The organism is Leptolyngbya sp. GGD, from assembly GCF_026735145.1.
In the GTDB taxonomy this organism is placed as follows: domain Bacteria; phylum Cyanobacteriota; class Cyanobacteriia; order Leptolyngbyales; family Leptolyngbyaceae; genus Leptolyngbya; species Leptolyngbya boryana.
On record NZ_JAPQKE010000006.1, the window covers coordinates 24520 to 48469 of the forward strand.

Consider the following 23950-nt stretch of genomic DNA (forward strand, 5'->3'; position numbering starts at 1 on the left):
CAAAAAAATCCGCTCAATTCCCCATAACCTAAAAGGCTGAGAAGTTTAGCCCAGAAGGTTTCAAGTTAAAACTCGGAAAGCTCCTAGATTTTACGTAGGTACTTACTGAGCTTTACTGAAATGTGAAATCCATTCATATAGTGCTCCGTACATTCAGATCTCGTTAACTGGAGCATCTACGGAATTTATTTGCGTTCGTGAAAAAGTATTTAGCTGTTGTGCGTGTTAATACTTGTTAAAGCTAGTTTGTTGAGAAGCTGATAAAAGTTATTCCTGATTTAGCGTTGCTTATCTGTATAAACAGTGAAGCCGCCGACATCTACAAGACATCGGCGGCTCCAAAAATCAGAATCAATGATTGTTCAGCGAATTGGCTTAAACAGAAGTGGCTGAGCTTTCATCACTCGGTTGCACTGGGGGATTCTGCACTGGGGGATTCAAAGAGAACATGACTCGCGATAAACCACTCGCAGCAACACTCGCACCCACAACGGTTCCCAAGAGCCAAGGTGCATCAAACGGGTATTGCAGCAGAATGTAGATCCCTAAGCCCAACGTGACGATCGCATTTCCGAGTAACCAGAACCAATTCTTTTGCTCACGCAGCTTGAACGCTAAAATCGTTTCAAACGTCCCTTCACTGACTAAGAATCCGCCTAGGAGTAGCGTCAAAGTCAGAACACCCGTCAAGGGTGCGACCAGCAACGTAATCCCGGTTGCAATGTACAAAGCACTCAAGAGAATTTTCCAAATAAACCCACCTTGTTCACGCGTTTGAATTGCATAAACTAACTTAGTAAATCCGGCTGCAATCACAATCAAAGCAAGCCAAGTCTCAGTCACGATCGTCGAAAAGACTGGAGCAGCGATCGCACCTAATCCCAAAGCAATGAGTAACACGCCTATCCAAAGTCCGCTGTTTCTACTTTTTGTCTCAATCGCGGTCGTCATAATTTTTTCTCCGGTTATACAGCCGTAACAATAGAAAATTGTGACCCGGATTGATAAGCCCCTCAAGACAGAGAGTGAAATCGAAAGATAGATTTCTCTCGAAATCCTTCTAGAGTATGACTGATTGTCAGTAAATAAAAGTAACTATAGGTAGCAAGAAGCACAAAATGTAAAGTGAGGACTCAGGCTGTGTTAAGACGTAAGGTGCGTCGAATCTTAGCAGTTGACGATGTGTTGGACAATCTATTGCTGCTGCAGGTCTTTTTAGAAGCAGAAGGCTTTGAAGTTGAAGTCGCAGAGAGTGGAATTGCAGCTTTGCAGCAGCTTCAGCAAACTTGCCCAGATCTAGTTCTGCTAGATGTCATGATGCCTGGCATGAATGGATTGGAAGTGACTGAGAGAATTCGATCGCGCAATTGCACCTTACCAATCTTATTAGTTTCTGCTCACGATAAGACCCAAGTGCAGCCTGGATTAGATGCTGGAGCAAATGGATATGTGCAAAAACCCATTAACTTTCTGACTTTACTAGAGCGGATTAATGCCTTAACCGCATAGCGAAAGAGACGTTCCAACGAAACGTCTCTAAGCGGTAATTCGATTCATCTAGAGGGATTGAACTATTGAACAAGACCTGTTCTCAGTGCCCGTACTGCAACTTGGGTACGATCATCCGCACAGAGCTTATTCAAAATGTTGCGGACATGGGTTTTAACTGTTCCGACAGTGATATAGAGCTTTTCGGCAATTTGCGCATTACTACAGCCATCGACAATCAGCTTGAGGACTTCAAGTTCTCGCTCAGTGAGTGGATAAGCAGGAACTAGATCTTCGTCTGCTAGACGATTAATTGAAATCGTGGCAGGTTCGGGAGAATGTTGATTTGAACTATAAACTTTTTGAGTTTGATGTAGAACAACGCGTGCGATCGCGGGATCAATCCAAGCATTTCCGCCGGCTGTGGTCTGAATCGCCTGCGCCAACTTATCGATGCTGGCATCTTTCATACAATAAGAATCCGCGCCTGCCGCAAACGCAGCTAAGACCGTATCTTCGCTATCCTGCATCGTCATGATCAGAATGCGAGTATTTGGACATTCGCCGGATGCTTGAGCTTGCTTAAATTGCTGAGTCAGCTCAATGCCAGTGAAGTCAGGCAAGCCAATATCTACGATCGCGACATCAGGCTGGGCTGTCTTGACTAACTTCAAGCCTGACTTAGCATCCCGCGCATCACCAATCACCTCAAACCCTTCGCGCTGTTGCAGAGCGGCTCGAATCCCAACACGGGTTAGATCGTGGTCTTCAATCAAAATGACTCGAATCATACCTACCGCCAAGCCTCATTTCTTAATCGTATATTGGACATCACAGACTGTGAGGATTCTACGAATTTCTATCAGTGAAGCAATCTTAAGGCGTATAGAGTAAGTGCCGGATCTATCTTGAGTGGTCTCTCTCCGCAATCGAGGCTCTACCCTTGGAGAGAGAAGCGATCGAAACATTGAGTCAACATCGAATCCTTGAGATTACTGAGTAAAAACTGCAACTTTACCCGGATTCGGCGTTAAACTCTGAGAAAATTTACTAAAGATAGCACGATTTTCTCACTTCGCTGCCATCTAATCTGCAAATGAACAATATTTCTGTCAATAATAGAGGCTGAATCTTTTGTCAGTTCATCAAAGCTTTATCAAACCTAGTCATAATTCCTGATGACCCCTACTACGCCTAACCCTGTCTTTCGTCATCCTCAGAAAACGCTCGATCGTGCTGCTCGTGCGGTTCGGTGTGCGCCTTTTCGACTCAAACTCTATTCTTTGATGCTGGATCAAAGTGTTGCGCTCAGTGCCTTAATTGGCATCCCTGGGACTCGAAATCAATTGACAAAGCGGATGCTTTCTGAACTGAGTGCGGATGGTGAAATGCTCTGGCTGATTCAAGTTGGACTGCTGCGGCGGGAAGTCGATGGGCAAGGACTGACGGATCGGTTTCGCTTGACTCCACTAGGACGGCAACTGGTCTCGCAATGGCAATCCGTCGGTGGGTTTGGCAAGGCAAATTTGCGCGATCGCATTTTGAATACGTTAAACCGTTGGCTGCGCTTGCCCGTTTAGAACACATAATTAGACCCGATACTCGATTCATTCCCCGGAGGTGACCCAATGAAAGCAGTCATGGTTGTAGGAACGACTTCCCATGCAGGCAAATCAATGATCGCAACAGCCTTGTGCCGAATTCTCACACGCAAGGGGTTTCGAGTGGCTCCCTTCAAGGGACAAAACATGGCGCTCAATTCTTATGTCACGGCAAATGGCGGTGAGATTGGCTATGCTCAAGCGGTGCAGGCTTGGGCAGCGGGAATTCAGCCTTGGGTTGAGATGAATCCAATTCTCTTGAAGCCGCAAGGCGATATGACCTCGCAAGTGGTATTAAAAGGGCGAGTGATTGGACGGACAACGGCTGCAGATTATTATGAGCAGTTTTTTGAACCGGGCTGGACGGCGATCGAAGAATCGCTCAGACGCATCTCTGAAGAATTTGATCTCGTCGTCTGTGAAGGGGCAGGGAGTCCAGCTGAAATTAATCTCAAACACCGCGACTTAACGAATATGCGGGTTGCGAAGCATTTAAACGCACCGACGATTCTTGTCGCTGATATCGATCGCGGTGGAGTCTTCGCGCATGTGGTTGGAACTTTGGAATTACTCGATCCAGATGAGCGAGCTTTGATTAAAGGAATTGTCATTAATAAATTTCGCGGACAGCGATCGCTGCTCGATTCGGGCATTGAGTGGCTCGAGCAGAAGACCGGGATTCCGGTGATTGGGGTGATTCCGTGGCTGGATCAAGTGTTTCCGGCAGAAGATTCGTTGTCTTTGTTCGATCGCAGTTCCTCAAACCCGAAAGGCGATTTAACGATCGGGGTCGTTCGTCTGCCGCGGATTTCCAATTTTACGGATTTTGATCCCCTAGAAGCTGAACCCTCAGTGAATGTGAAATATCTGCATCCTAAGCAATCATTAGGGCATCCGGATGCCGTGATTATTCCAGGATCGAAAACCACGATCGCGGATCTGATCGCACTGCATAAAACTGGAATGGCAGAAGAGATTCAAAACTATGTCGCAGCAGGTGGAACCGTTCTTGGCATCTGTGGCGGTTTCCAAATGCTCGGTAAGATTTTGGCTGACCCGGAAGGCATTGAAGGGCAGGAAGGGCGATATCGCGGCTTAGGATTGCTTCCTCTGAAAACGGTGATTGCAGGTCAGAAAGTGGCGCGTCAGCGGAATGTCACCTCGAATTTTCCTCAAGACGGCTTGCCTGTGTCAGGCTACGAGATTCATCAAGGTCGAACTCGCTTGATTGAATCAGAAGAAGGCACACAAGCGCTGTTTGATGATCCAAACTTGGGAGTGGTCGATGAGTCTCAATCGGTTTGGGGCACGTATTTGCACGGAATTTTCGATAATGGTCCGTGGCGGCGGGCTTGGTTAAATCGTTTGCGGCAACAGCGAGGACTGCGATCGCTACCGACCGGGGTTGCCAACTATCGAGAACAACGGGAAATCATGTTGGATCAATTGGCAGATGCGATCGAGCCGCATCTGAATTTGAAACCGATTTTACCCTAGAAAAAAAACAAGCGCATCAGATACTCTGCATGCGCTCTTATCCCTAACCCTTTCGGTGCAACGTACCCGTTTGTCCTTGATTCATACAGTAGAGGCAAAATCTACTAAACTCGTTAGCGTTTAGATATTCTTTAGAATTTTGTGATGAGTGTTAGCATCCGATTCCTTCCTGATGATGTCACTGTTGATGCAGAAGTTGGTGAACCGCTTTTGCAAGTTGCCGATCGTGCAGGGGTTTCAATCCCGACAGGTTGCCTGATGGGTTCATGCCATGCCTGCGAAGTCGAACTCGATAACGGTGAAACCGTGCGGAGTTGTATCTCTTCGATTCCACCCGGACAAGACTGCATCACGGTCAATCTCTTTTTCGATCCGACTTGGTGACGCAGGTTTGAAATCAAGATGCGGCTTAGTCCCCGAATCTCTGCAAGTTGCGTGACCAATTTGTGCGGATACCCTGCTGGCAAGAACTCTGTGACTTCGGATTTTCTTCAGTGGTCAAGATGAGGCTTCGCGGCTAAAAGATCTAAATTCGAGGCGATCGCCTTTTCAATACGATGCTTGGCATCTGAGAGAGCCGAATTCAATGCGATCGCTTTTTCAAAACTCTCAACTGCTTCTGCATCTCGTCCTGCTCGGCTCAACGAAATCCCGCGACTGTACCAAATCTTGTCGTTCTTCGGATTGAGGCTTAGGGCTGTGTTGTAGCTTGCAATTGCCATCTCACTCTTGCCTAAATGCTCTAGCGCTTTTCCACGTCGATACCAAACCTCATCGACATCGGGATTCAGCGCGATCGCTTGATCAAAACTCTCGATCGCTGCTTCATAGCGGTTAGCTTTTCCCAAGGCGAATCCTCGGCTACTCCATGCCTCGTAAAACTGAGGTTTATATCGAATCGCTTGGTCGTAATGCGCGATCGCCTCCTCATATCGCCCCAATTTCTGGCAAGCTCCGCCCAAGTTGTACCAAGCCTCGTAAAACTCAGGCTTGAGTTTTAATGCTTGCTGATAATCTTCGATGGCTCGCTCATACTGGCAGAGTGCATCGAAAGTATTGCCTCGGTTGTACCAAGCCTCGATTGAATTCGGCTTCAGCGCTAGGGTTTGAGTATAGCTCTCGATCGCACGTTCATGTCGCCCGGCGCGATGGAACGCATTTGCCTGGTTGTACCAAACCTCATAAAGGTCAGGACGAATTTCCAGCACTTGTGCATACCTAGAGAGCGCTTCTTCGTATCGTCCTAACCGATAGTACAAATTCCCTAAATTATAATGAGCCGAAGAAAAATGAGGACGATTGAGCAGGGCTTGGCGATAGCTGTCGATCGCGTCTTCAAATCGGTTCAGTTGGGTGAGAACAATGCCCCGGTTGTACCAAGCCTTTGTATAGTTGGGTCGCCGTTTTAAGGTTTCCTCGTAGCTGTGAAGCGCTTCATACGTTGAGCCTAGTTTCAAGAGCGCATTGGCGCGGTTATACCATGCCTTAAAGTTCGTTGGAAGAAGCCTAATGGCTTGGTCATAACTGGAGATGGCTTCAGCATGGCGATCGAGTTGGGAAAGCGCCATGCCTTGCATATTCCAAGCCGGTTCAAAATCCGATTTGAGTAAGATGGATTCTTTCAAGCTCTCGATCGCTTTGTCATAGCGCTGCAACCCATAGAGCGCTTTACCTCGCTCAAACCAAACTTCGGACAGGCTCGGCTGACGCTGTAAAACCTTATCGAATTGAGCGATCGCATCGTCGTAAAGCCCGGCTTTACTCAACCGACGTGCTTGCCGCAGATAGAATTCGACTTGAGGATCAACAGGATCAGGCATGATTCCGAGTAGAGAATTGGAGTGCTCTACTCAGTATTGACATTTCCAGCAGAGAAACACAGCGTCTGCAAGGTTTGCTGAATGCCATGTCCCCTCAATGCTTGCCGTTGATTCTGCTTGCCCACAGGCTCAAATCTTAACTCTCAGGTTCAGGCACGATCGAATCCATCGGATACCGACCTCTGGGAATGTCAAACGCAGTCGGTCGCCAAGGCGATGGAATTTTGTTCAGAACGCTCACTCGACGTTTTCGACGATGTTCATCCAGCAGATCTTCATACAGCGCTTCGACCTGGGCAATATTGCGGCTCAGGGTGTAACGTTCTTCAACGCGTTGCCGCGCTTTTTGCCCCAACATTCTTGTCCAGCTTGAATGATCTCTCAACTGAGGCAGTAAAGCTCGCAACTGAGAAGTCACTCGCTGCGTCTCTAGCACAATTCCCGCTTCGTCTTCTAACACTTCACCATCGGCTCCTGCATCCGTTGCCACACATGCAACTCCGCAAGCCATCGCTTCCAGTAAAGACAGCGATAAGCCCTCAACGAGCGACGGCAGGATAAACACATCTGTGCTGCGCAGAATGTTAATGCGATCGCGCTCATCTGCTAAAAAGCCGAGCCATTTAATTCCCTGTTCTTCGCCATAAAACGGAATCAGCGAAGCCGCTAAGGTTCCATGATTGCCCACAATCACGAGCTGGCTATCCTCGCCCATATTTGCCTGTTTCCAAGCTTTGAGCAGCGATTCTACATTCTTCTCCGGTGCAATCCGACCTTGATAGAGAAAGAGCCGTTTCGCGCCAAGTTGAGCTTTGAAAGAAGACGCACCTGGAGAATATCTTTCAATATCAACTCCATTGGGAATCACGGCAATTCGTTCCGCAGGAACGCCCAGTTTAATTAATAAATCCCTTTGAATTCGCGAGAAGATAATGACGCGATCGTACTTGGCAAGCGACGGCGCATACAGCTGATACATCAGATGTTGCGTGCCTGATGTGAAATTGCGAAGTTTGCGATCGAATGCCGGATGAAAGGTTGCAACAAGCGGCAGATTCAACTCCTGGCAAATTTCCGGCAGCATGAAATCTAGCGGAGAAAGCGTCAGCGATGCATGTACGATATCCGGTTTAGGAGAGAGATCCCGCAGAGCTTTTTCTAGAACTTTGGCAGATTTTAGAGTCGGAATTGTATAGATCTGGGATTTATATAAAAATGGAATTTGAATTTCTCTTAAATCCGGAAAATTATCAGGACTGGCTTCTTCCTGGGCAAAGTGGAAAAAACTGACCTGATGTTCCCGGTCTAGCAAAGCATTCGTAACTTCTCGACTGTAGGTAACATTGCCGCAAAATGGCGTTTTCTTGCCAAGCCAAGCGATGTGCATTGTAGTTTGTAATAGAGGCTAGGGAATCAGCGAGGGCGAAGAGTATTAGAAACAACTCGTCTCTAGGTATTAAGGCTTATTCTTCAGTCCCATCGGTGGTATGAGCAATATACCAGGTTAAAGATCCTCCTGCGATCGTCAACGCGGCAAGGGCTAAAAACACAGCCCGTAATCCAAATAGAGTCTCAGAAACTCCCGCTAAGACCAACGGTAGAGATAATGCAATATTCACGGCATTGTTCTGCAATCCGAACACTTTCCCGCGCATGTCTTCTGGCGTTTCTTGCTGAATCGTTGTTTGCATGGGAATGCCAACTAATGCGGCAAAGGCACCCAACGCCGCTAAAAGTCCCAAGGTAATCCAGAGATGAGAATAGAAAAATGCAATCCCAACAAGGGAACCTGCAATTCCAATTGACCCAATTGTGCCGAGTCTCGCATGAGCAAATCGCTGTCCGAAGCTCCCCAGTAACGCGGCTCCTGCTGCCATCCCTACTCCGCCTGCCGCGAGCAAAAATCCAAATTGTGAGGATTTAATTTCAGGCATGACTTCCGCTAAGCGGACGGCTAAGACGGCTAAAGCCGCAAAAATTGAGAACAAAATGACCAACTGGATTAATGCACCTCGGACATGGGCATGATTTTTGAGGAATCGCAGCCCGTCTTTGATATCTTCCCAAACATGGGGTTGCTCTTGAGAGGGAATGTCTTGGGTTTTCTCGTTGGTGTGCATGAGTAAAAGCAGAACACCCGCGATCGCATATCCTCCTCCCACCAACAATTCTTTGCCAAAATCCGTGCCTCCCCCAAACCAACTCGCGACCGTATCCGCTAAGGCTAATAGGGGTTCTCCGACAGCAAAGCCGACAATCACAGATGCCATTGCAGTCGTGGTGTAAAGCGAATTTGCAGAGAGCAGATGCCGCTTTTCTACCACAAGCGGCATGATCGACTGCTCGGCTGGTGCAAAGAACTGGGTCAGCGTTGACACTAAGAATGTAATGCCGAGCAGCAAGCAGAATCCAACGGGTAACCCTTGAAAGGTTGTCCAACCCTTGGTCAGCCAAAGCGCGATCGGCAAGATGAAAACCAGTGCGCCCCTGAGAAGATTAGTCGCGACGAGGACTCCTTTTTTTGACCAGCGATCGACATAAACTCCGGCGATCGAACCAAAGAGGATTGCTGGAATCGTAAAGGCAATCATGATCGACGACACCCAGCCGCTAATCGTCTGCCCTTCTGATTGAAATCGACTCGCAATCAGCGCAATCATCAACACCAGATAAACTTTATCGGAAAGTTGGGAAAAGACTTGTCCTGACCAGAGCGTGAGAAACGCGCGATTTTTTAGAACAGGAGCAAATCCTTGTTCTACTTCTTCTGGAGGTTTCGGCTCGACAGGCTTATCTTCTGATACGTATTTCTTAGAACCATTGCCATTTGATTCTGGAGAAAAATTTTCCTTGGGCATCGGCGATCGCCCATTCCCAGTCGGTGGCTGAGAGCGAAACGGTTCCGAACTTGGACGGGAATTCAAGCCGATCGCATCTTTATCTAACGGAGAGGACATGAGAACGTAATCATCAGAAGGGGAGGGTCGCATCATGGTTTCGGCATCGAATCGGGTGCAAAACAACTCTCAATCAGCGCAGCAGATCGAATCGGTTGATCGAAATGATACTGAGCATACTGACGGAGCAACTTTTCTAGGATCAACCAGGTCGTCGTCGGAAACTGGTCAGGTTCAGGAGAGTCAGCTTGGGGAAGCTGTTGAAGGGCGGCCAGTTCAGGGGCGTGAAGCGGCACATTGAGGGAACGCGACGAGAAGAATTTACGGGGGAAATCGGTGACTGTCGTCTGCGACGAAGTTGAGGATTCTACTCGATATTCTCCCACAGGTGACTGGACTCGGTGACGTGGAGCTTGTTCTTCAATAATGCGATCGAGTTCATCAAGTTTGACCACACCGCCAGCGGCTCCACTAAATCCACAGACTGGATCAAGTTGGTCGAAGGCCTCGATTGTGGCTCCCGTCACTGAGCACTGATACACTTGGGGAGCAATTCCCGCGATCGCGAGAAGTTGATAAATCGCGTGAATCAAGCGGGGGAGAACCTCAGAATCCGTGGCTTGCTCAATTCTACCGAGATGTTCATTGAAGAGATAAAACAAGTCTTCCTGAGGCTGTTCACTTAAAGCTTGCTGCAGCACCAGTTCTGCTAAATATTGTCCTGAAGTTAATTTCTTCAAGTTCCGCGCCAATCCCGGATAAGATTCGAGCGTTTCGGCTTGCGTAATCTTGTCGAGCGATCGACCTTTCGCAAACAGGAGTTGATTGACAACGAACAATCCACTCCGTCCGCCCAATTTAGAATTCTGCTTACGTGCTCCCATTGCCACCGCACGCAGTAGCCCAAACTCTTTCGTCAGAATCGTGACAATCCGATCTGATTCACCGAGAGGCATCGCTTTGAGATTGATCCCGATCGCTTTGTAAGTTCGACTCATGTAGACGGATTAAGACGGGTTCTTATCCAGGGTATCGCGCTGGCGCAGTAACTCAACACCTCGTGAGGTTCCAAGTCGAGTTGCTCCCGCCACGATTAACTCCAAAGCCTGCTCTGCGGTACGGATTCCACCAGAAGCCTTAATTCCGACTCGGTCTTGCGCAATTTCTTTGAGAAGGCGCACATCTGCGACCGTTGCCCCCCCTGTCCAACCTGTACTTGTTTTCAGGAAAGCCGCACCTGCATCTAAACAAATTTCTGCGGCTGTGCGTTTTTCCTGTTCTGTTAAAAGCGACATTTCTAAAATCGTTTTGATCGGACATCCGGTCGCTTCTCGGATTTCAGCGATTTCTCGATGCACAGCGTCGAGGTTCCCAGATTTAAGCCAGCCGATATTAATCACGACATCTAATTCGCTCGCTCCATTTTCGACCGCATCTTGTGCCTCATAAAGTTTGACGTTTGAGGTGTTTGCACCGATCGGAAATCCGATCACCGTTGCGACGCGCGGTTGTTTCGTGTGTAACAGATTGGCGGCTTGCTTAACATGCACAGGCAGGACACAAACCGAGGCGAACCGATAGCGATCGGCTTCTTCACACCACTGCTCGACCTGCACAGGCGTCGCGATCGGGGCAAGCAGCGAATGATCGATAAAGGGCGCAAGGTCAATATCGGAATAAGGTTGAGTCATAACGCACTGTTCTCAGAAAGCACACCTGTTTCAGGATCGCATAAAACAATCCGCAGCTCAGCGAACTGAACTGCGGAACTGAAAGCAAAACATTGAAACATCGAAACTCTTTGGCTAACGGGTTCCTGACCCGCCTGTTCCTTTAGGAGGATCGTTGGGTTCTGGATCGAAGCTGTTCTGTAATGGTTCAGCCAAATGACGGACAGTGGAGTGAATCGAGATGGATGCAACCGGACTTGCATCTTGAACTTGTGCGGATTTTGAACCATTGGTAGATGGACTGCTTTCTGCTCGAACCAGCTTCGAATCATCCATTATCAGTAATACACTCGCAGCCAAAGTTGCCGTCAGTGTAGCCTTTAGAAAAGTACTCATGGGCAGCAACCTATGAAGATAGAGTATCTACGGTGGTGGACTCGCTTCATCATCTTGACCACTATTCTACGTGATCGAAGTAAACGAATCCAGTGTTTACACGGTGGAGTTATTGCTTCTTACATAGGTTGAGCTGAGAAAAAAGTCGATGCCTAAGTGATTGTACGCAGATAAAATTATCGATTTTGAACATCATGACAAGTCAACCCTGAAGATAAATGGAAGTGGTTTCTTACCCAATCTGAGTGACAGAAGTTGTCGAACTGAAATTGTGCAATCGTTAGAATGCCCAATTGTCGAAAAAATCTGAATACTGTAATACCTTACCCATTAATTTTTTAAACCGTGTCCGGGGAATTCGCTAAAAACTATTACTTTGGTTAAAGTATTTCTACAAAAGTTCAACTAACAGAGCAGAATGTGCTAAATGACAACCGCAAAAACGATGGTTTTTAAAGGAAACGTTAGGATTCTCTTATGTCAATCGCTAAAAAGCTGAAAGCGAATCGAAATCGTAGCCTAGAACTCACAGATTTAGATCGCGATCGACTTCGACCGCGATTGATTTCTATCGAAAGGCTGAGTTCAGACTTGAGAACCGGAACGATTCAAGCGGATAGCTTGGAGATCGCTGCTCTGCTGCCGACTGGATTTGTAGATCTGTTAATTCTCGATCCGCCCTACAATTTGACGAAGAATTTCAATGGCTTCAAGTTTGAGCGTCGTACCGTCGAGGCATATACCGAGTGGCTCGATGCTGCGATCGTTCAGTTCAAGCCTTTGCTGAAACCGACTGCTTCGATCTACATTTGTGGCGATTGGCTGTCTTCTGCTTCGATTTTCACGGTTGCTGCGACTCATTTTATTGTGCGAAATCGCATTACTTGGGAACGTGAGAAGGGGCGAGGAGCCAAAACCAATTGGAAAAATTCCAGCGAAGATATTTGGTTTTGTACGATGTCTCACGAGTACACCTTTAATGTCGAGGCAGTGAAGCAGCGCCGACGGGTGATTGCGCCTTATCGGACTCAGGACGGAACGCCGAAGGATTGGCAAGTGACCGCACAGGGAAATTTTCGCGATACTCATCCCTCGAATTTTTGGACAGATATTACGATTCCGTTTTGGTCAATGCCGGAGAATACCGACCATCCCACTCAAAAAAGTGAAAAATTGATTGCAAAATTAATTCTCGCCAGCTCCAATCCCGGAGATTTTGTCTTTGATCCGTTTCTTGGCAGTGGCACAACTTCAGTCGTCGCAAAGAAATTAGGACGGCACTACTTAGGAATTGAGCAGAATGAAGAATATTGTTTATTCACAGAGCGCCGTTTGGAATTAGCAGAGATTGATCCGAAAATTCAAGGATTGGCAGACGGTGTATTTTGGGAGCGCAATACGTTAAGAGAGCAAGAGATTCGCATCAGTTCTATAGAGTAATTGCAAAGTGTTCAGCATAAGTACATTGATGCACTCGAAACCTTGCGAGAGGAATTGTTAAGCTGTGTTTCAACTTGCGGCACTCCGTAACAGATGAGCAAAACAGGCGTGATACCATTGCTCTCGTAGCTTTTAAGAAATTGGGAGAAAACCTTTGACACTCCGGGTTGCAGTTGTAGGCGGCGGACCTGCTGGATCATCCGCAGCAGAAACGTTAGCAAAAGCAGGTATTGAAACCTATTTGATCGAACGCAAGTTAGACAACGTAAAACCCTGTGGCGGGGCTATTCCCCTCTGTATGGTGGCTGAGTTTGACTTGCCAGAAGAAATTATCGATCGTAAAGTTCGCAAGATGAAAATGATTTCCCCGTCCAACGTGGAAGTCAGCATCGGCAGCACTTTGAAAGACGATGAATATATTGGCATGTGCCGCCGCGAAGTCTTAGATGGCTTTTTACGCGATCGCGCAGTGGCTTGTGGCACGAAGCTGATTAACGGCACGATGCACAAGCTGGAATTGCCAACGAGTGCAAACGGGGTTTATACCTTACACTATGCGGATCATTCCGATGGCAACTTAGAAGGAAAAGCGGCAACCCTAGAAGTCGATCTGGTGATCGGCGCGGATGGGGCAAACTCACGCGTCGCAAAAGCGATCGATGCAGGTGACTATAACTATGCGATCGCGTTCCAAGAGCGCATCAGCTTGCCAGACGACAAGATGGCGTATTACGAAGACCTCGCAGAAATGTATGTGGGCGATGATGTCTCTACAGATTTCTACGCTTGGGTGTTTCCGAAATACAACCACGTTGCGGTCGGAACCGGAACGATGTCGCCCAACAAAGCAGACATCAAAAAGCTACAAGCTGGAATTCGTGCTCGTGCGGCAGCAAAGCTGAGAGGCGGTAAGATCATTCGCGTCGAAGCGCATCCAATTCCAGAACATCCCAGACCTCGGCGCGTTGTCGGTCGCGTTGCCCTTGTCGGTGATGCAGCGGGAACCGTAACGAAATCTTCCGGTGAAGGAATTTACTTCGCAGCGAAGTCAGCGCGGATGTGTGCAGAAACGATCGTTGAATTTTCCGAAAACGGTCGTCGGATTCCCACTGAGGCAGATTTGAAAGTTTATCTCAAGCGGTGGGATAAGCAGTATGGTCTGACCTACAAGGTGTTGGATATTCTGCAAACCGTGTTCTATCGGACGGATGCAACTCGCGAAGCATTCGTCGAAATGTGCTCGGATATCGATGTTCAGAAATTGACCTTCGATAGCTATCTCTACAAAACGGTTGTCCCGGCAAATCCGCTGGTGCAATTAAAGATTACGGCGAAAACAATCGGCAGCTTGATTCGCGGAAATGCGTTAGCGCCTTAAGTTGAGCAAATAAATTGTAAAGAGCGATCATACAGTGCTGTACGATCGCTCTTTTTTAACGACTTCAACTTGAATCTTTGAGAAGAAGACGATACGCGATCGCATCTTCTCTAACTCAAACTCAACTTTACTGAGTGCCATTTGCTCTTGAGAGCTAGTAACTTTTGCTTATAAATCAGTGGACGTCCTGATTGTGCGATTCTCAGCGAATCAGGACATCCATGATTGAGGCTTATGTAATTTTCAAATCCTGTTTACTTGCGATTTGAAAATTGCACACACTACTGCTTTTGAGCAGGAGCAACCTTTGCCGCAACGTTGACTGTCTTAACGCCTTTGATCTCCTTGGATAAAGGCTCAATCTTATTGAGCTGATCTTGAGTTTGTACGGTCCCAGAAACAACGACTGCACCATCTTTCGCTTTAATCGCTAACTGACCATTGGGAATATTCGCTTCCAGCTTGCTGCCGACTTCTCTTGCTAGATCACTATCAGCGCGATCAGTATCTCCGCCCGTTGCATTACTCCGTTGTTCGCGAGCGCGAATATCAGAGTTCAATTGATCTCTTCGCACTTTGCTTGCGGCATCGTTCTGATTATTTTGGGCAGTTTGATTCGTCGGAACTTCCCCAGTCTTCTCAGTCGAATTGGGAGCGCTTTCACTCGTTTTTGATGAATTGCTTTCACAAGCAGCGACTCCAAGTAGGAGAATGCTGCTCAGCGCTAGCGTCATTATCTTTTTCATAGGTTTATTGCTCTAGAATTACAGTCTCAACACAAGTGAGAAAGCATCGTCAAAGCCGCACTAGACCGTAGCTATCTCACCGTCTGTTTTATCGAACCGCAGAAGTCGGAGAAGAGTAAATTTCCCAATCGTGAATGCCTCGATGCTTGAGAATAGATTCAGCCTGGTGAATTTCTGTGTCTGTTCCATCGACAATCACAAGATATTCTCCACGAGTAACGTAATCGTGGTAAACCCGTGCTCGATCTTCTGGAATTCCCAACCCGATGAGTCCACCAAGCAGCCCGCCTGCCGCAGCTCCGATCGCTCCACCTGCCAAGGTCGTTGCGAGTGTTGTTGCTGTCGCGCCTGCTAACAGAATTGGTCCTACACCAGGAATTGCAAGTGTACCCAGTCCAACAAGTAAGCCTGTTAGCCCCCCAACTGCGCCGCCTGCTGCTGCGCCTGTCTTCAATCCTTCATCAACATGAGTGGTTTCAGAAAGATCCTGAACATGTGTTTCCCCGATATGACGACTGTCTTCCAATCGATCGGTGTTTCGCCCAATCACCGAGACGCGATCCATCGGAAATCTAGCATCCCGCAATTCAGTTAAAGCCTGTTCTGCTGCTTGAGAAGTGGAAAAGACACCAACGGCTCGTCTATGGTTCATTACAGCCATGTTTTCCTCCTGCTTAATCACATTTTGTAGTTTGTGATACCATCTTCTTGTTTCAAAAGCATTGAGTCGTCACTCGCAAGGGATATGCTTCCGCTTCAGAAGGAGGAACGTTGCATCTTCTCCCCACACTCTACACAGCGAACGGGAGGAACTGTGCTTAGACTGATGAGGGTCTCACAACTGAAGGACGGGTAGCGGGTCGCTGGAAAACGATCGGTTCACCGTTGAACAAGCCTGTTACGTTTTTATTTGGGTAGGTCTGCTTATTCCAACGGAGGTTGTCGATCGCTTGTTGCTTTGTCCAACCCGGTTCAAACCCCACTCGTACCCCATTCCAAAACAATTCATACTCCAGCTTTTGTCCGTTGAGCATTCCTTCAACTCGCTTCTCAGGATAAGCTTTCTTGTTGTATTGCAGGTTATTGATTGCCTGTGCAATGCTCCAACTTGGTTCAAAACCGACTCGCACCCCATCCCAAAATAATTCATACCCCAGCTTCCTCCCGTCGAAATAGCCTTCGCCCTTTCGGTTGGGATAAGTCTTTTTCGCCAATTCCAGGTGAGTGATTGCATCTTGACGTGACCATTTCGGTTCCGTTGCCACTTGTACACCATCTAAATAATACGCATATCCTTTTTCTCCCAAATGGCGGTCGTCTCCTAAGAAGTGGCCGTCGGGTAAGTTCAAGCTAAACGCTTGTTGTTGAGTCGTGCCGATGCGTGTCACTGCACCTTCCAGTGTGGCAGGTGAACCAAGTTTAAAACAGCCTTCTACCCGAAAACGACCACTCGGAGCGTTGATTGTGAAAACCGGACACCCGCCTTCAGGCGGCAACAGCGTTCTTTCACTCGTGATGTTATTGGATTGGGCGTAGAGTTCATAGGCGGCAGGTTGCAGATTGGCACAGATATTGATGCCGAGTGCTTGAGTACATTGAGCTTGGGGTGCGTCTGCTTGGGCAGCTTCAGGGGCTGAGAGCATCAGGAGTGGAACCGTGATGCTCAAGAGAGCGGTGGCTTTGAGTACAGCGTGACGGAATTGAGATTTTAGAGTGACGGTCATGTGGGAAGCTCCTTCTTAAAGTCTTGAAAGCCTTATCTGAAGAGGCTTTCGTCGTTGATATCTTTAAGTTACTCGGTCTGCTTCCCCCAGTCGATAAGGGTAAATTAAGGAAAGTTAGGGATCTCAGGAATCTCAGTTAAGGTCAATTTTTTAGAAGTTCAAGGGACACACGACTCGCAAGGAAAAAGACATGGAAAGCGGCGATCGTAACGTCTACTCAATCAAGAAGCTTTCAGACCTAAAAGCGTGAATCGCTTACAGATTTCCATAAAAAATTCGACCCTTTGTCGAACAGGGCAAAGGGTCAAGAGATGGACTTTGCCCACCTTTGAAGGATTTAATTTTCGGCTCTAGGGAGACTTCAGAAAAGTCTCCATTTGGATTTACTAGAACCAGGAAGGGCGAACGAGGGGACTCGAACCCCCGAGTGGAGGAACCACAATCCAAAATTGATACATATGGCTCTAGTGGTTAAAACGCTGAAAAGCCGCCCCTAGACTGACTTTAAGGGCGGCTTAAATATCCTTAACTGTGCCAAATTATGCAGCAATATCTACTAATTTTTGCTCACATCTTGCTCATGGTGGTGATGGTCGGTCAGGGTTGAGCATTGCGCGATCGTATGCGCGTTGATGCACTTCATCAGAAATCCAATGGTGATACTGTTCCGAGTGGACAGCCAGGGAATGCCCCATTTGAATTGCTGCGAGTTCTACGGGCAAGAAGTCGATCGAGCGTACTGCCCAGCAATGCCGCAGATTGTACGGTTGCGAGATTCCGTACCGCTTAAACGCATTCGTCACTCGATTCCCCAAAGCTGAATTTGTTTTCCCCGTGACCTGTGGCAATAGGGAAATGTCCCACAAGTGCCATTTATCCCACCATTCGGGGTAGAGTGCCCAAACCCTTCTAGCGCCCGTCTTGCCGCCTCCGTGAAGGTCGTCAGTCAATGTGAGGACAGGACTATCGCGCAACCGTTCTAGGTCGATATGGAAAAGCTCATGATTTCGTAATCCATAACAAGCCATGACCCCAAAAGCCCATTGCCATCGCTCATGGTCGATACGATCGCGCCATTCGCTGATCTCCTTATCAGAGGGCAAGTCTCTCGGATTCACCCGTTTAGGCGAATAGTCCCCACGTAAATCAGCCGCATTAAATTCAATGCCTGCAAATTTGGCTAACTGCCCTAGTGCCATGCACCGCCGTTGCCGATTGCGCGTGTCTGGAGCCGTCTCAAGGATTGATTGACGCAAGATTTCAGCAGTGAGCGGGATATCCGGAGGCAGTTGCCCAAAGGGTTGTTTGTAGTCGGTTTTCCATGTGGTTTCAGATTTTGGGGTGCGCGATCGACGGTTGAAATATTCGATTTCGTAGCGCTCAATCCATGCTGAAACTGTGTCAGATTCAGGCTTCTTGGTTTCTACCCAATCAGACCATTGGAACTCACGACAGGCGATTTGTCCCGATAGTTTGCGCGCTTCTGCTTCTGCGCGTTTTAGCCCTGCCGGATTGTTTTGCAGCCCCAATGAGATGTACTGCCATTTAGGGGAGCCGTCGCCCGTTTTAGTTGGGACTTTTGCTCGCAATGACAGCACAGAACCTTTGCCCCGCGCCTCGATCGTCACGCCAAGGTTAGCCGCTTTTAGGCGGGCGTTGACCTGTTCTATCGTCATTTGTTCAATGGGTAAGTTTTGCGCTTCTCAGGAGGCATACAAAGCTGTTCTTGGCAGCGATTGACGTGGAATTGCAGCGTAGGTCGTCTTGAGCCATTGGGCGACACATCGCGAACGTGGAAGCCCATTTTGAACATACCCGACCTATACAAGTCTCTCAATTTTTCGGCAGGCAAATCAAGAGCGATCGCAGCTTCGCCAGTAAAGAACCAAGTTTTCATTTTTGATTTGGATGTGGGGAAATGCTTGGGGCGGTCGGTTGCCGCCCTAGATGCGTCAGATTGCGCCAAGAATCAATCTTTGCACGTCGATCGAAGCTTCTGTCTTGCACCATTGCTTAACAAGGCTTCTCACTTCCGATCTTTTGGTAAGCAAAGTCTCGATCTCTTGCTCAAAATCAGCCCCCGATCCTTGCTGCAAAATCTCACAGATTAAAGCCGCTTCCGTTTCTGGGGATAGAACATCGTCAAGTGTTTCCGGCAGTTGCGGGGCACTGTAGCCACGTACCCGAATCCCGTTGAGATAGTCTCTGTCGGGTGTCCAGCCTAGTTGCTCTAAGACAGCCTTGGCGCGTCTTTTATCTGCGGAGGTTTGGCGACCTGGCTCAATTTTCAGCACATCATCCAGGATGATCTGGATCGTAATGAACCGAGACTGTCCGCAAGCTTCTTCGATTCGCTGCACCCAAGGGTCTTGAGTTTCAAACTGTTTCGCCGCTGCCTCTGCTGCTTTGTCCTCTAGCTCGGATAGATGCCAAGGATGACCGTTTTTGTAAAGGCTTACGATTGCCGCCCAAATACGATCTCTCTCCTTTGAGACTAACTTTAGGTCAATCTTGCGAGTTACTTCAACAGTCCAGAATCGTCGATTGCCCGTGGAATCCGACAAAAACTCTTGCTCATTTGTGGTTCCACAAATAACAGACTTGCGATCGTATGGTTCAACATCGCGACCGTAAGGTTTTCTGAATGTATCGCGAGTTTGGGTGAGAAACTCCTTAACTGCTGACATTTCTTTTTTTCTAAAGACGGTTTCTAGTTCAGCCCACTCACAGATCCAGTGTTGGTGCATTTTCATCAGGTTGTCTTTCGTTGTGACATCACCCAAACCGTCTGCAAAGTACTCGGAGCCGCCCGCCATCGTTTTGAACCAACTTGACTTAAAGTAACCCTGCTTTCCTTGCAGAAACAAAGCGCTGTCTACCTTGCATCCAGGCTGGTAGATTCGAGCAACCGCGCCGATTAACCATTTAACAGTCATTGTGTTTGCAATGGTTTCATCTTGCCCAAAGTGCCGCTCCGCAAGCCCTTCAAGGATTGAGGTGTCATTACCATATTTCTGATAAACAGACTCTAAATAATCCAAAATCGGATCATAAGAATTTGCCTTTACTGTGAGCAGGAATAAATCGCAAAAATCATCCTTACCTTTGATTCTTGGTTGAAACCCGTACTCTGTGGCAAGTCTTGCCTTTACTCCGTCCAAGCTAAATCTTTTTCCGTCAAGCTCTACTTGCTGCTTGAGAGTGTTGTACTTGAAGCGATCACCAAATGCTTGGATAAGTTTAAGCCTGTCCCAGAGGGCAATATTCTGATAGATTGCACCCCACAAAAAAGCACCTTTCAGCGAGGCTAAACCCTCAAAGTCGCGGAGCTTCTGGTAGTCGGTAATCTTTTGACGCGCTATTGAGTAGATCTGCGGTTCCCACTCCTCAAAGTTTTCGCCAAGGGAGTCTAAGAAAGCAATCACTTTCTGTTTGTCTGGTTCATGGATTACCAGGAGCTTTAGAACTGCCTTGAGACAAGCGTTAAAGCGATCTTTGGGTAAATCCTCCCAGTACTGAGGAAGTGTGTAGAGAAAGTCTAGCGGCAACATTGCGTCATTAATCAACGCGCGATAGTCTTCTGCGGTCTTGCCAGACTTGAAATACTCACAGAGTCCAGCTTTAGGTTGACTCTCAATCGTCGGCACTAGCTGAATCTTGCCACCTGTCCACGTCGCAGCATTGAATAAATTTGTGAACACACTCGGGTTTATCCACCCGTCCGCATCAAAAAGAATCGTAAGTCCTGAATTGGTCTGCAATGACTTTCTGTAATGGCTCACACCCGCGATCGCGCCAGTGGGAGTGCCGCCAATCATGGTCCCAGCCATCGCATCCTTAAAGCCTTCGGTGACAACCTCGCAGCCTTCGGGTAGATATGCTTGCGATTCCTTGCCACATGGCGTTAGATATTTCGCGGGCTTCCCATCCTTGATAGGCGGATTGTCGCACCGCAACTGCCCAAACTCACCCGCAAACGGCATCCAAATGCCGCTAGAAGACTCAAACTCACCACTGTCAGACGCACACCCGATCCTACGGCTTCTTGCGTCATACTCGCTGATAGAGCAGACCCCTAGCGATTCCATCTCAGCAATTTGCTCATCGCTAAAGCCCTCGGATCTAAAATGATTTTTGTGATCACCGTTCAGCACTGGCTTAGCCTTCTTGTGTACCGTCCGATCAACTGGAACTACAGACCGAGATCTCCTCTCAGTGTGAGAGGAGATCTCTTTCCAGATATCAGATCCAGAACAATCGTTGAAACACTTGAATTTACCCGATTTATTGATTGATAAATTACCGTTGTTGCAGACTGGGCAAATATATTTGCCCTTCTCGCGAGTCGGGGTTAGTTTGTCGATGTGATCAAGGATCGACCCGATGAACGCAGTAGAATTAGAATTGTTTGAGTCTAAACTATTGACCGATTGAGCAAAAAAGTCTACCATGTGTCGTATACCCGCTATGGGTGATTTGGTTTGATAAGTCGGTCGCTTGCAGGCTGAATCCGACTTAAAGTTTTTGAGAACCGCGTGAAGGTGTCACCCTTCTACGCGGTTTTTTGCTTTGCCTAGGGTTTTCTGCGACGAGACTCAGCGAGACGCGCCCAGTTGTCTAGCTTTTCGCGCTTCTCTTGACTGCTGCAATGCCAGTAGAGAACGGTATCCGGCTCGTTTCCCCACACGCGAGCAGTAGCGGATATCTCCCACTGCCGTTTTTCAGCGATAAGTTTTTCGTCTGGCGTTCTAGGATTGCGTCCCGTTGCTTGAAATTTGCGAGCAGCCGTTAATTTTCTCGATCGAGCTGACATGTTAAAATCCTCGAAATAATGTGAATTCGCCCCAACTGCACTAGCTGGCAGATGGGGTTTTTGCTTGCGCGGGTGCTGGATTGCCAAGGATGAAGTCTCGCAGCATAGAACTAACCCCGCCGTTACATCCGTAACCCAGATCGATCGCCTTCTGTTTAGCAATATCGCGGACTTCTGGCGCAACTTCTAAATTGATAATTGTCCGTTTCATGGATTGCTTCTCCTGTCTACATCTAAGGTGTTCAAGTAGTTCTTGCTTGTGCAGCGACATTCTGCGATCAAAACCTTTGAAAAACAAGCAAATTTCCAAAAATAAAGCCCTAGACCTAACCCAACCCTTCATTCTGGTAAACCGCTAGGTGGATAGCACCGCAGAATGCAGCAGCAAAAAGACATTCGTCAAGTGTTGCGAAAAACCTGTTTTTGAGTAAGTAACGGTGGTCGCCAGAGTCGCTGTCTGCTAGACCCCAAAAGTGGATCAAATCCAATGAGCAGAACACGTCTCTTAGGTTGGGTATCGCTAGGATGTCACTATCGAGAGTTCTGAAAAACGTCATCGTTGGGGGTGAATCAAAATCATCAGTATCGTGTCCGATTTTTCGGTAAAAATCCCGCTCTGATTCTTCGGTATGCTCGTAAATCTCATCCATGAAAAATCCCTCGTAAAAGAACACCCCCAGGAATGACTAGGGGTGAGAGTTGATCAATCGTCCGACCATTCCTCCTCGCCCTGATCGTTACTCTCGGTGGGAGCCTGAATCTCGGGTAGCGGTTCGCTAGATTGTTGTGAGTCCTGCTGACTCTGTTTTAGTTTTTCTCGTCTTCTAGCGACGATTCTCATAATAATTGCCGAGGATTCCGGGGAAAGTTTCATTAGAATTTCCTGCTGTATATGTGTAAACGTTCAATCATGAAGCCCTAGACAAGGAGATCTAGGGCTTCATGATTGAGTTGATCAATCGTCCGACCATTCCTCCTCGCCCTGATCGTTACTCTCGGTGGGAGCCTGAATCTCGGTCTTTGACTGATCTGCTGGCTGTTGCACCTGCGGTCGTGGTGATTGTCCGGTAAGGATTTCGGAAGCCTTTATCGTCAATACAAATACGATCGTTTCGAGCGCGTTCCCCTTGAGGTTTGGGTAAGCAGTCCAAATGATGTCTAAGTCTCGCTCAAGCTGTCCGGTAAGTGTGATTGTGACTCGTTTCTTGGATGTGGGCATTGTCTAACGTCCTCCGACTGCCACAGGTGATTTTACCGCCCATAACTCACCCAACGTTTGCACACTAGCAAAGTCGGATGTTTCGGTGAGAATGCACCCGCGCGCAGTTGCCCAAGGTACAGCAGAGTCCCCCAGTGCTAGTTTGAGCAATTCAACGCCCCCGCCAATTAGCAGGCAACCTCTCGACAGTCCCTCCTCTTTCGCAATCCGACGCAGTTTGGGCAGAAGTGCGATCGCGTTCTCATCAAACCATTGCGGCACAATCTCGCTTAATAGCGGTAGAAGATCGACCCCACGGATTGACGTTGCACCCTTAGCCAGGGTTAGTGCCAGTAATTCAACCTGAGGTACTGATTTGCCCTCTTGAGCGTCGATACTCGCGACAAACTTGGGATGATTCAGAACTTTCGTTAGTAACCGCTCAGAGCCATTCTCAAGCAGTGCTGAGTAACCATCGACCCCACGGACGGAACCTAAAACAGTACCGTACCCGACATCCACAACAATATCTGCACTCGACTTCTTGAGAACGATTGATGCTTCTGGGAACACTTCAACGCTCTTAATCTTGAGCTTCAATTGCTTCCCTTTGAGAGCAAACTTTCGCCCCTTCAAAGCAGTTTCGTAAGTCGCCTTGAGAGTCGGATTGCATACAGGTGAGACGATACTTAAGTTCTCAATCTCAAGCTCATGCCCAACGTTACCGAGCTTCATTAATTCCTGCAGCACACCCGCGAGAACCACGGGGAAATGATCGACTTTGCCTTGTGCCCCTGACTCGCTAGGGCGAATTGCTAGATCCAAGCCAACAGATCCGACCGTCGCACCGTACAACCATTCAACGCCATCCACGGAAATAGGATCGGCTTTCCCTCGATTTTGCAGAATCATTGACGCGAACTTGCCGCAGTAATTCCGACCGTCCTCAAGATGAGCGAACCATTTAACAGATCCATTGCCTCGGTCGATCGCTAAGTCCAGTTTCATTTTTTAAGTCTCCTGATTTTTCCTGATTTCTGTGAGTGCGATAGGTGTAGCTAGGTGTTGCACTTATATGCACTTATTGTAGTCTAACTACACTTGTTGAGAAGTGATAATCTACACGTACTTACGGACATTCTTAGCTTTTACCGCCCGTTAGCCGCGACTTTACTGCGCGGGAAACCTGCCCTCGGATCATGTTTTTACTGATAGAAACTATTCCTTTTGTTGGGTGCTGCCAGACTTGATGGGAGCCTTTACCATTGCGTAGAAATTGCCA

Annotated in this window: 25 protein-coding genes; 6 read left to right on the top strand and 19 right to left on the bottom strand. The window is 47.9% G+C overall.

The features are described from left to right. Positions 1 to 375 precede the first annotated feature (375 nt). Positions 376 to 951 carry an HdeD family acid-resistance protein gene (locus tag OU814_RS23410; RefSeq protein ID WP_017288902.1) on the bottom strand — a complete coding sequence of 192 codons (576 nt, stop codon included), beginning with the start codon at positions 949 to 951 and terminating at the stop codon, positions 376 to 378. 189 nt (positions 952 to 1140) lie between these two features. Here OU814_RS23410 and OU814_RS23415 point away from each other — a divergent pair, with 189 nt between their 5' ends. Next, positions 1141 to 1509 carry a response regulator transcription factor gene (locus tag OU814_RS23415; protein ID WP_268242258.1) on the top strand — a complete coding sequence of 123 codons (369 nt, stop codon included), beginning with the start codon at positions 1141 to 1143 and terminating at the stop codon, positions 1507 to 1509. 62 nt (positions 1510 to 1571) lie between these two features. Here the strand turns inward: OU814_RS23415 and OU814_RS23420 are convergent, their stop codons facing one another. After that, positions 1572 to 2279, bottom strand: coding sequence for a response regulator (locus OU814_RS23420; RefSeq protein WP_017288900.1), 708 nt, complete (start codon positions 2277 to 2279; stop codon positions 1572 to 1574). 387 nt (positions 2280 to 2666) lie between these two features. On the opposite strand from OU814_RS23420, the gene OU814_RS23425 reads away from it, so the two are divergent. The 3 genes from OU814_RS23425 to OU814_RS23435 all read left to right on the top strand — a co-directional run bounded on the left by OU814_RS23425 (position 2667) and on the right by OU814_RS23435 (position 4970). After that, the gene (locus OU814_RS23425; protein ID WP_268242259.1) at positions 2667 to 3068 is read left to right on the top strand and encodes an Npun_F0494 family protein; all 402 of its coding nucleotides are present in this window, start codon (positions 2667 to 2669) and stop codon (positions 3066 to 3068) included. A gap of 48 nt (positions 3069 to 3116) precedes the next feature. Further along, complete coding sequence (gene cobQ / locus OU814_RS23430) at positions 3117 to 4586, top strand: cobyric acid synthase CobQ (RefSeq protein WP_017288898.1); 1470 nt, start codon at positions 3117 to 3119, stop codon at positions 4584 to 4586. Between the two features lie 144 nt (positions 4587 to 4730). Then, complete coding sequence (locus OU814_RS23435) at positions 4731 to 4970, top strand: 2Fe-2S iron-sulfur cluster-binding protein (protein WP_017288897.1); 240 nt, start codon at positions 4731 to 4733, stop codon at positions 4968 to 4970. 107 nt (positions 4971 to 5077) lie between these two features. Here the strand turns inward: OU814_RS23435 and OU814_RS23440 are convergent, their stop codons facing one another. From OU814_RS23440 to OU814_RS23465, 6 genes are all read right to left on the bottom strand, one after another. Beyond that, a complete protein-coding gene (locus OU814_RS23440; RefSeq protein ID WP_268242260.1) occupies positions 5078 to 6406 on the bottom strand; it encodes a tetratricopeptide repeat protein in 1329 nt (442 codons plus the stop codon). Between the two features lie 136 nt (positions 6407 to 6542). Beyond that, entirely contained in the window at positions 6543 to 7793 is a 1251-nt protein-coding gene (locus OU814_RS23445) for a glycosyltransferase family 4 protein (RefSeq protein WP_017288895.1), read from the bottom strand. A gap of 76 nt (positions 7794 to 7869) precedes the next feature. Then, positions 7870 to 9399: an MFS transporter gene (locus OU814_RS23450; RefSeq protein ID WP_268242261.1), complete on the bottom strand. Its 1530-nt coding sequence runs from the start codon at positions 9397 to 9399 to the stop codon at positions 7870 to 7872. After that, entirely contained in the window at positions 9396 to 10301 is a 906-nt protein-coding gene (gene recO / locus OU814_RS23455; RefSeq protein ID WP_017288893.1) for a DNA repair protein RecO, read from the bottom strand. The genes OU814_RS23450 and recO overlap by 4 nt, the downstream gene beginning before the upstream one ends. A 9-nt stretch (positions 10302 to 10310) precedes the next feature. Next, on the bottom strand, positions 10311 to 10994 hold the full coding sequence (gene deoC, locus OU814_RS23460) for a deoxyribose-phosphate aldolase (RefSeq protein WP_017288892.1): 684 nt from the start codon (positions 10992 to 10994) through the stop codon (positions 10311 to 10313). Between the two features lie 114 nt (positions 10995 to 11108). Beyond that, positions 11109 to 11309, bottom strand: coding sequence for a hypothetical protein (locus OU814_RS23465; protein ID WP_148664733.1), 201 nt, complete (start codon positions 11307 to 11309; stop codon positions 11109 to 11111). Positions 11310 to 11846: 537 nt separating this feature from the next. Here OU814_RS23465 and OU814_RS23470 point away from each other — a divergent pair. Next, a complete protein-coding gene (locus OU814_RS23470) occupies positions 11847 to 12809 on the top strand; it encodes a DNA-methyltransferase (protein WP_268242262.1) in 963 nt (320 codons plus the stop codon). A gap of 154 nt (positions 12810 to 12963) precedes the next feature. Further along, positions 12964 to 14187, top strand: coding sequence for a geranylgeranyl reductase (chlP, locus tag OU814_RS23475; RefSeq protein ID WP_017288889.1), 1224 nt, complete (start codon positions 12964 to 12966; stop codon positions 14185 to 14187). Positions 14188 to 14468: 281 nt separating this feature from the next. Here the strand turns inward: chlP and OU814_RS23480 are convergent, their stop codons facing one another. The 11 genes from OU814_RS23480 to OU814_RS23530 all read right to left on the bottom strand — a co-directional run bounded on the left by OU814_RS23480 (position 14469) and on the right by OU814_RS23530 (position 23676). Continuing rightward, positions 14469 to 14933, bottom strand: a complete 465-nt coding sequence (locus OU814_RS23480; RefSeq protein WP_190652069.1) for a BON domain-containing protein — start codon at positions 14931 to 14933, stop codon at positions 14469 to 14471. A gap of 88 nt (positions 14934 to 15021) precedes the next feature. After that, positions 15022 to 15594: a hypothetical protein gene (locus OU814_RS23485; RefSeq protein ID WP_017288886.1), complete on the bottom strand. Its 573-nt coding sequence runs from the start codon at positions 15592 to 15594 to the stop codon at positions 15022 to 15024. 157 nt (positions 15595 to 15751) lie between these two features. Continuing rightward, a complete protein-coding gene (locus OU814_RS23490) occupies positions 15752 to 16657 on the bottom strand; it encodes a hypothetical protein (protein WP_268242263.1) in 906 nt (301 codons plus the stop codon). A 578-nt stretch (positions 16658 to 17235) separates the two neighbouring features. Continuing rightward, positions 17236 to 18333, bottom strand: a complete 1098-nt coding sequence (locus OU814_RS23495; protein WP_268242264.1) for a hypothetical protein — start codon at positions 18331 to 18333, stop codon at positions 17236 to 17238. Beyond that, positions 18330 to 18554 (bottom strand): hypothetical protein, encoded by a 225-nt coding sequence (locus OU814_RS23500; protein ID WP_268242265.1) that lies wholly within the window; start codon positions 18552 to 18554, stop codon positions 18330 to 18332. The genes OU814_RS23495 and OU814_RS23500 overlap by 4 nt, the downstream gene beginning before the upstream one ends. Positions 18555 to 18609: 55 nt before the next feature. Next, positions 18610 to 20745: a VapE domain-containing protein gene (locus OU814_RS23505; RefSeq protein WP_268242266.1), complete on the bottom strand. Its 2136-nt coding sequence runs from the start codon at positions 20743 to 20745 to the stop codon at positions 18610 to 18612. 485 nt (positions 20746 to 21230) lie between these two features. Next, the gene (locus tag OU814_RS23510; RefSeq protein ID WP_268242267.1) at positions 21231 to 21470 is read right to left on the bottom strand and encodes a hypothetical protein; all 240 of its coding nucleotides are present in this window, start codon (positions 21468 to 21470) and stop codon (positions 21231 to 21233) included. 40 nt (positions 21471 to 21510) lie between these two features. Further along, a complete protein-coding gene (locus OU814_RS23515; protein ID WP_268242268.1) occupies positions 21511 to 21681 on the bottom strand; it encodes a hypothetical protein in 171 nt (56 codons plus the stop codon). A gap of 115 nt (positions 21682 to 21796) precedes the next feature. Then, positions 21797 to 22120, bottom strand: a complete 324-nt coding sequence (locus OU814_RS23520) for a hypothetical protein (protein ID WP_268242269.1) — start codon at positions 22118 to 22120, stop codon at positions 21797 to 21799. A gap of 305 nt (positions 22121 to 22425) precedes the next feature. After that, the gene (locus OU814_RS23525; protein WP_268242270.1) at positions 22426 to 22689 is read right to left on the bottom strand and encodes a hypothetical protein; all 264 of its coding nucleotides are present in this window, start codon (positions 22687 to 22689) and stop codon (positions 22426 to 22428) included. 3 nt (positions 22690 to 22692) lie between these two features. Next, a complete protein-coding gene (locus OU814_RS23530) occupies positions 22693 to 23676 on the bottom strand; it encodes a hypothetical protein (RefSeq protein ID WP_268242271.1) in 984 nt (327 codons plus the stop codon). Positions 23677 to 23950 lie beyond the last annotated feature (274 nt).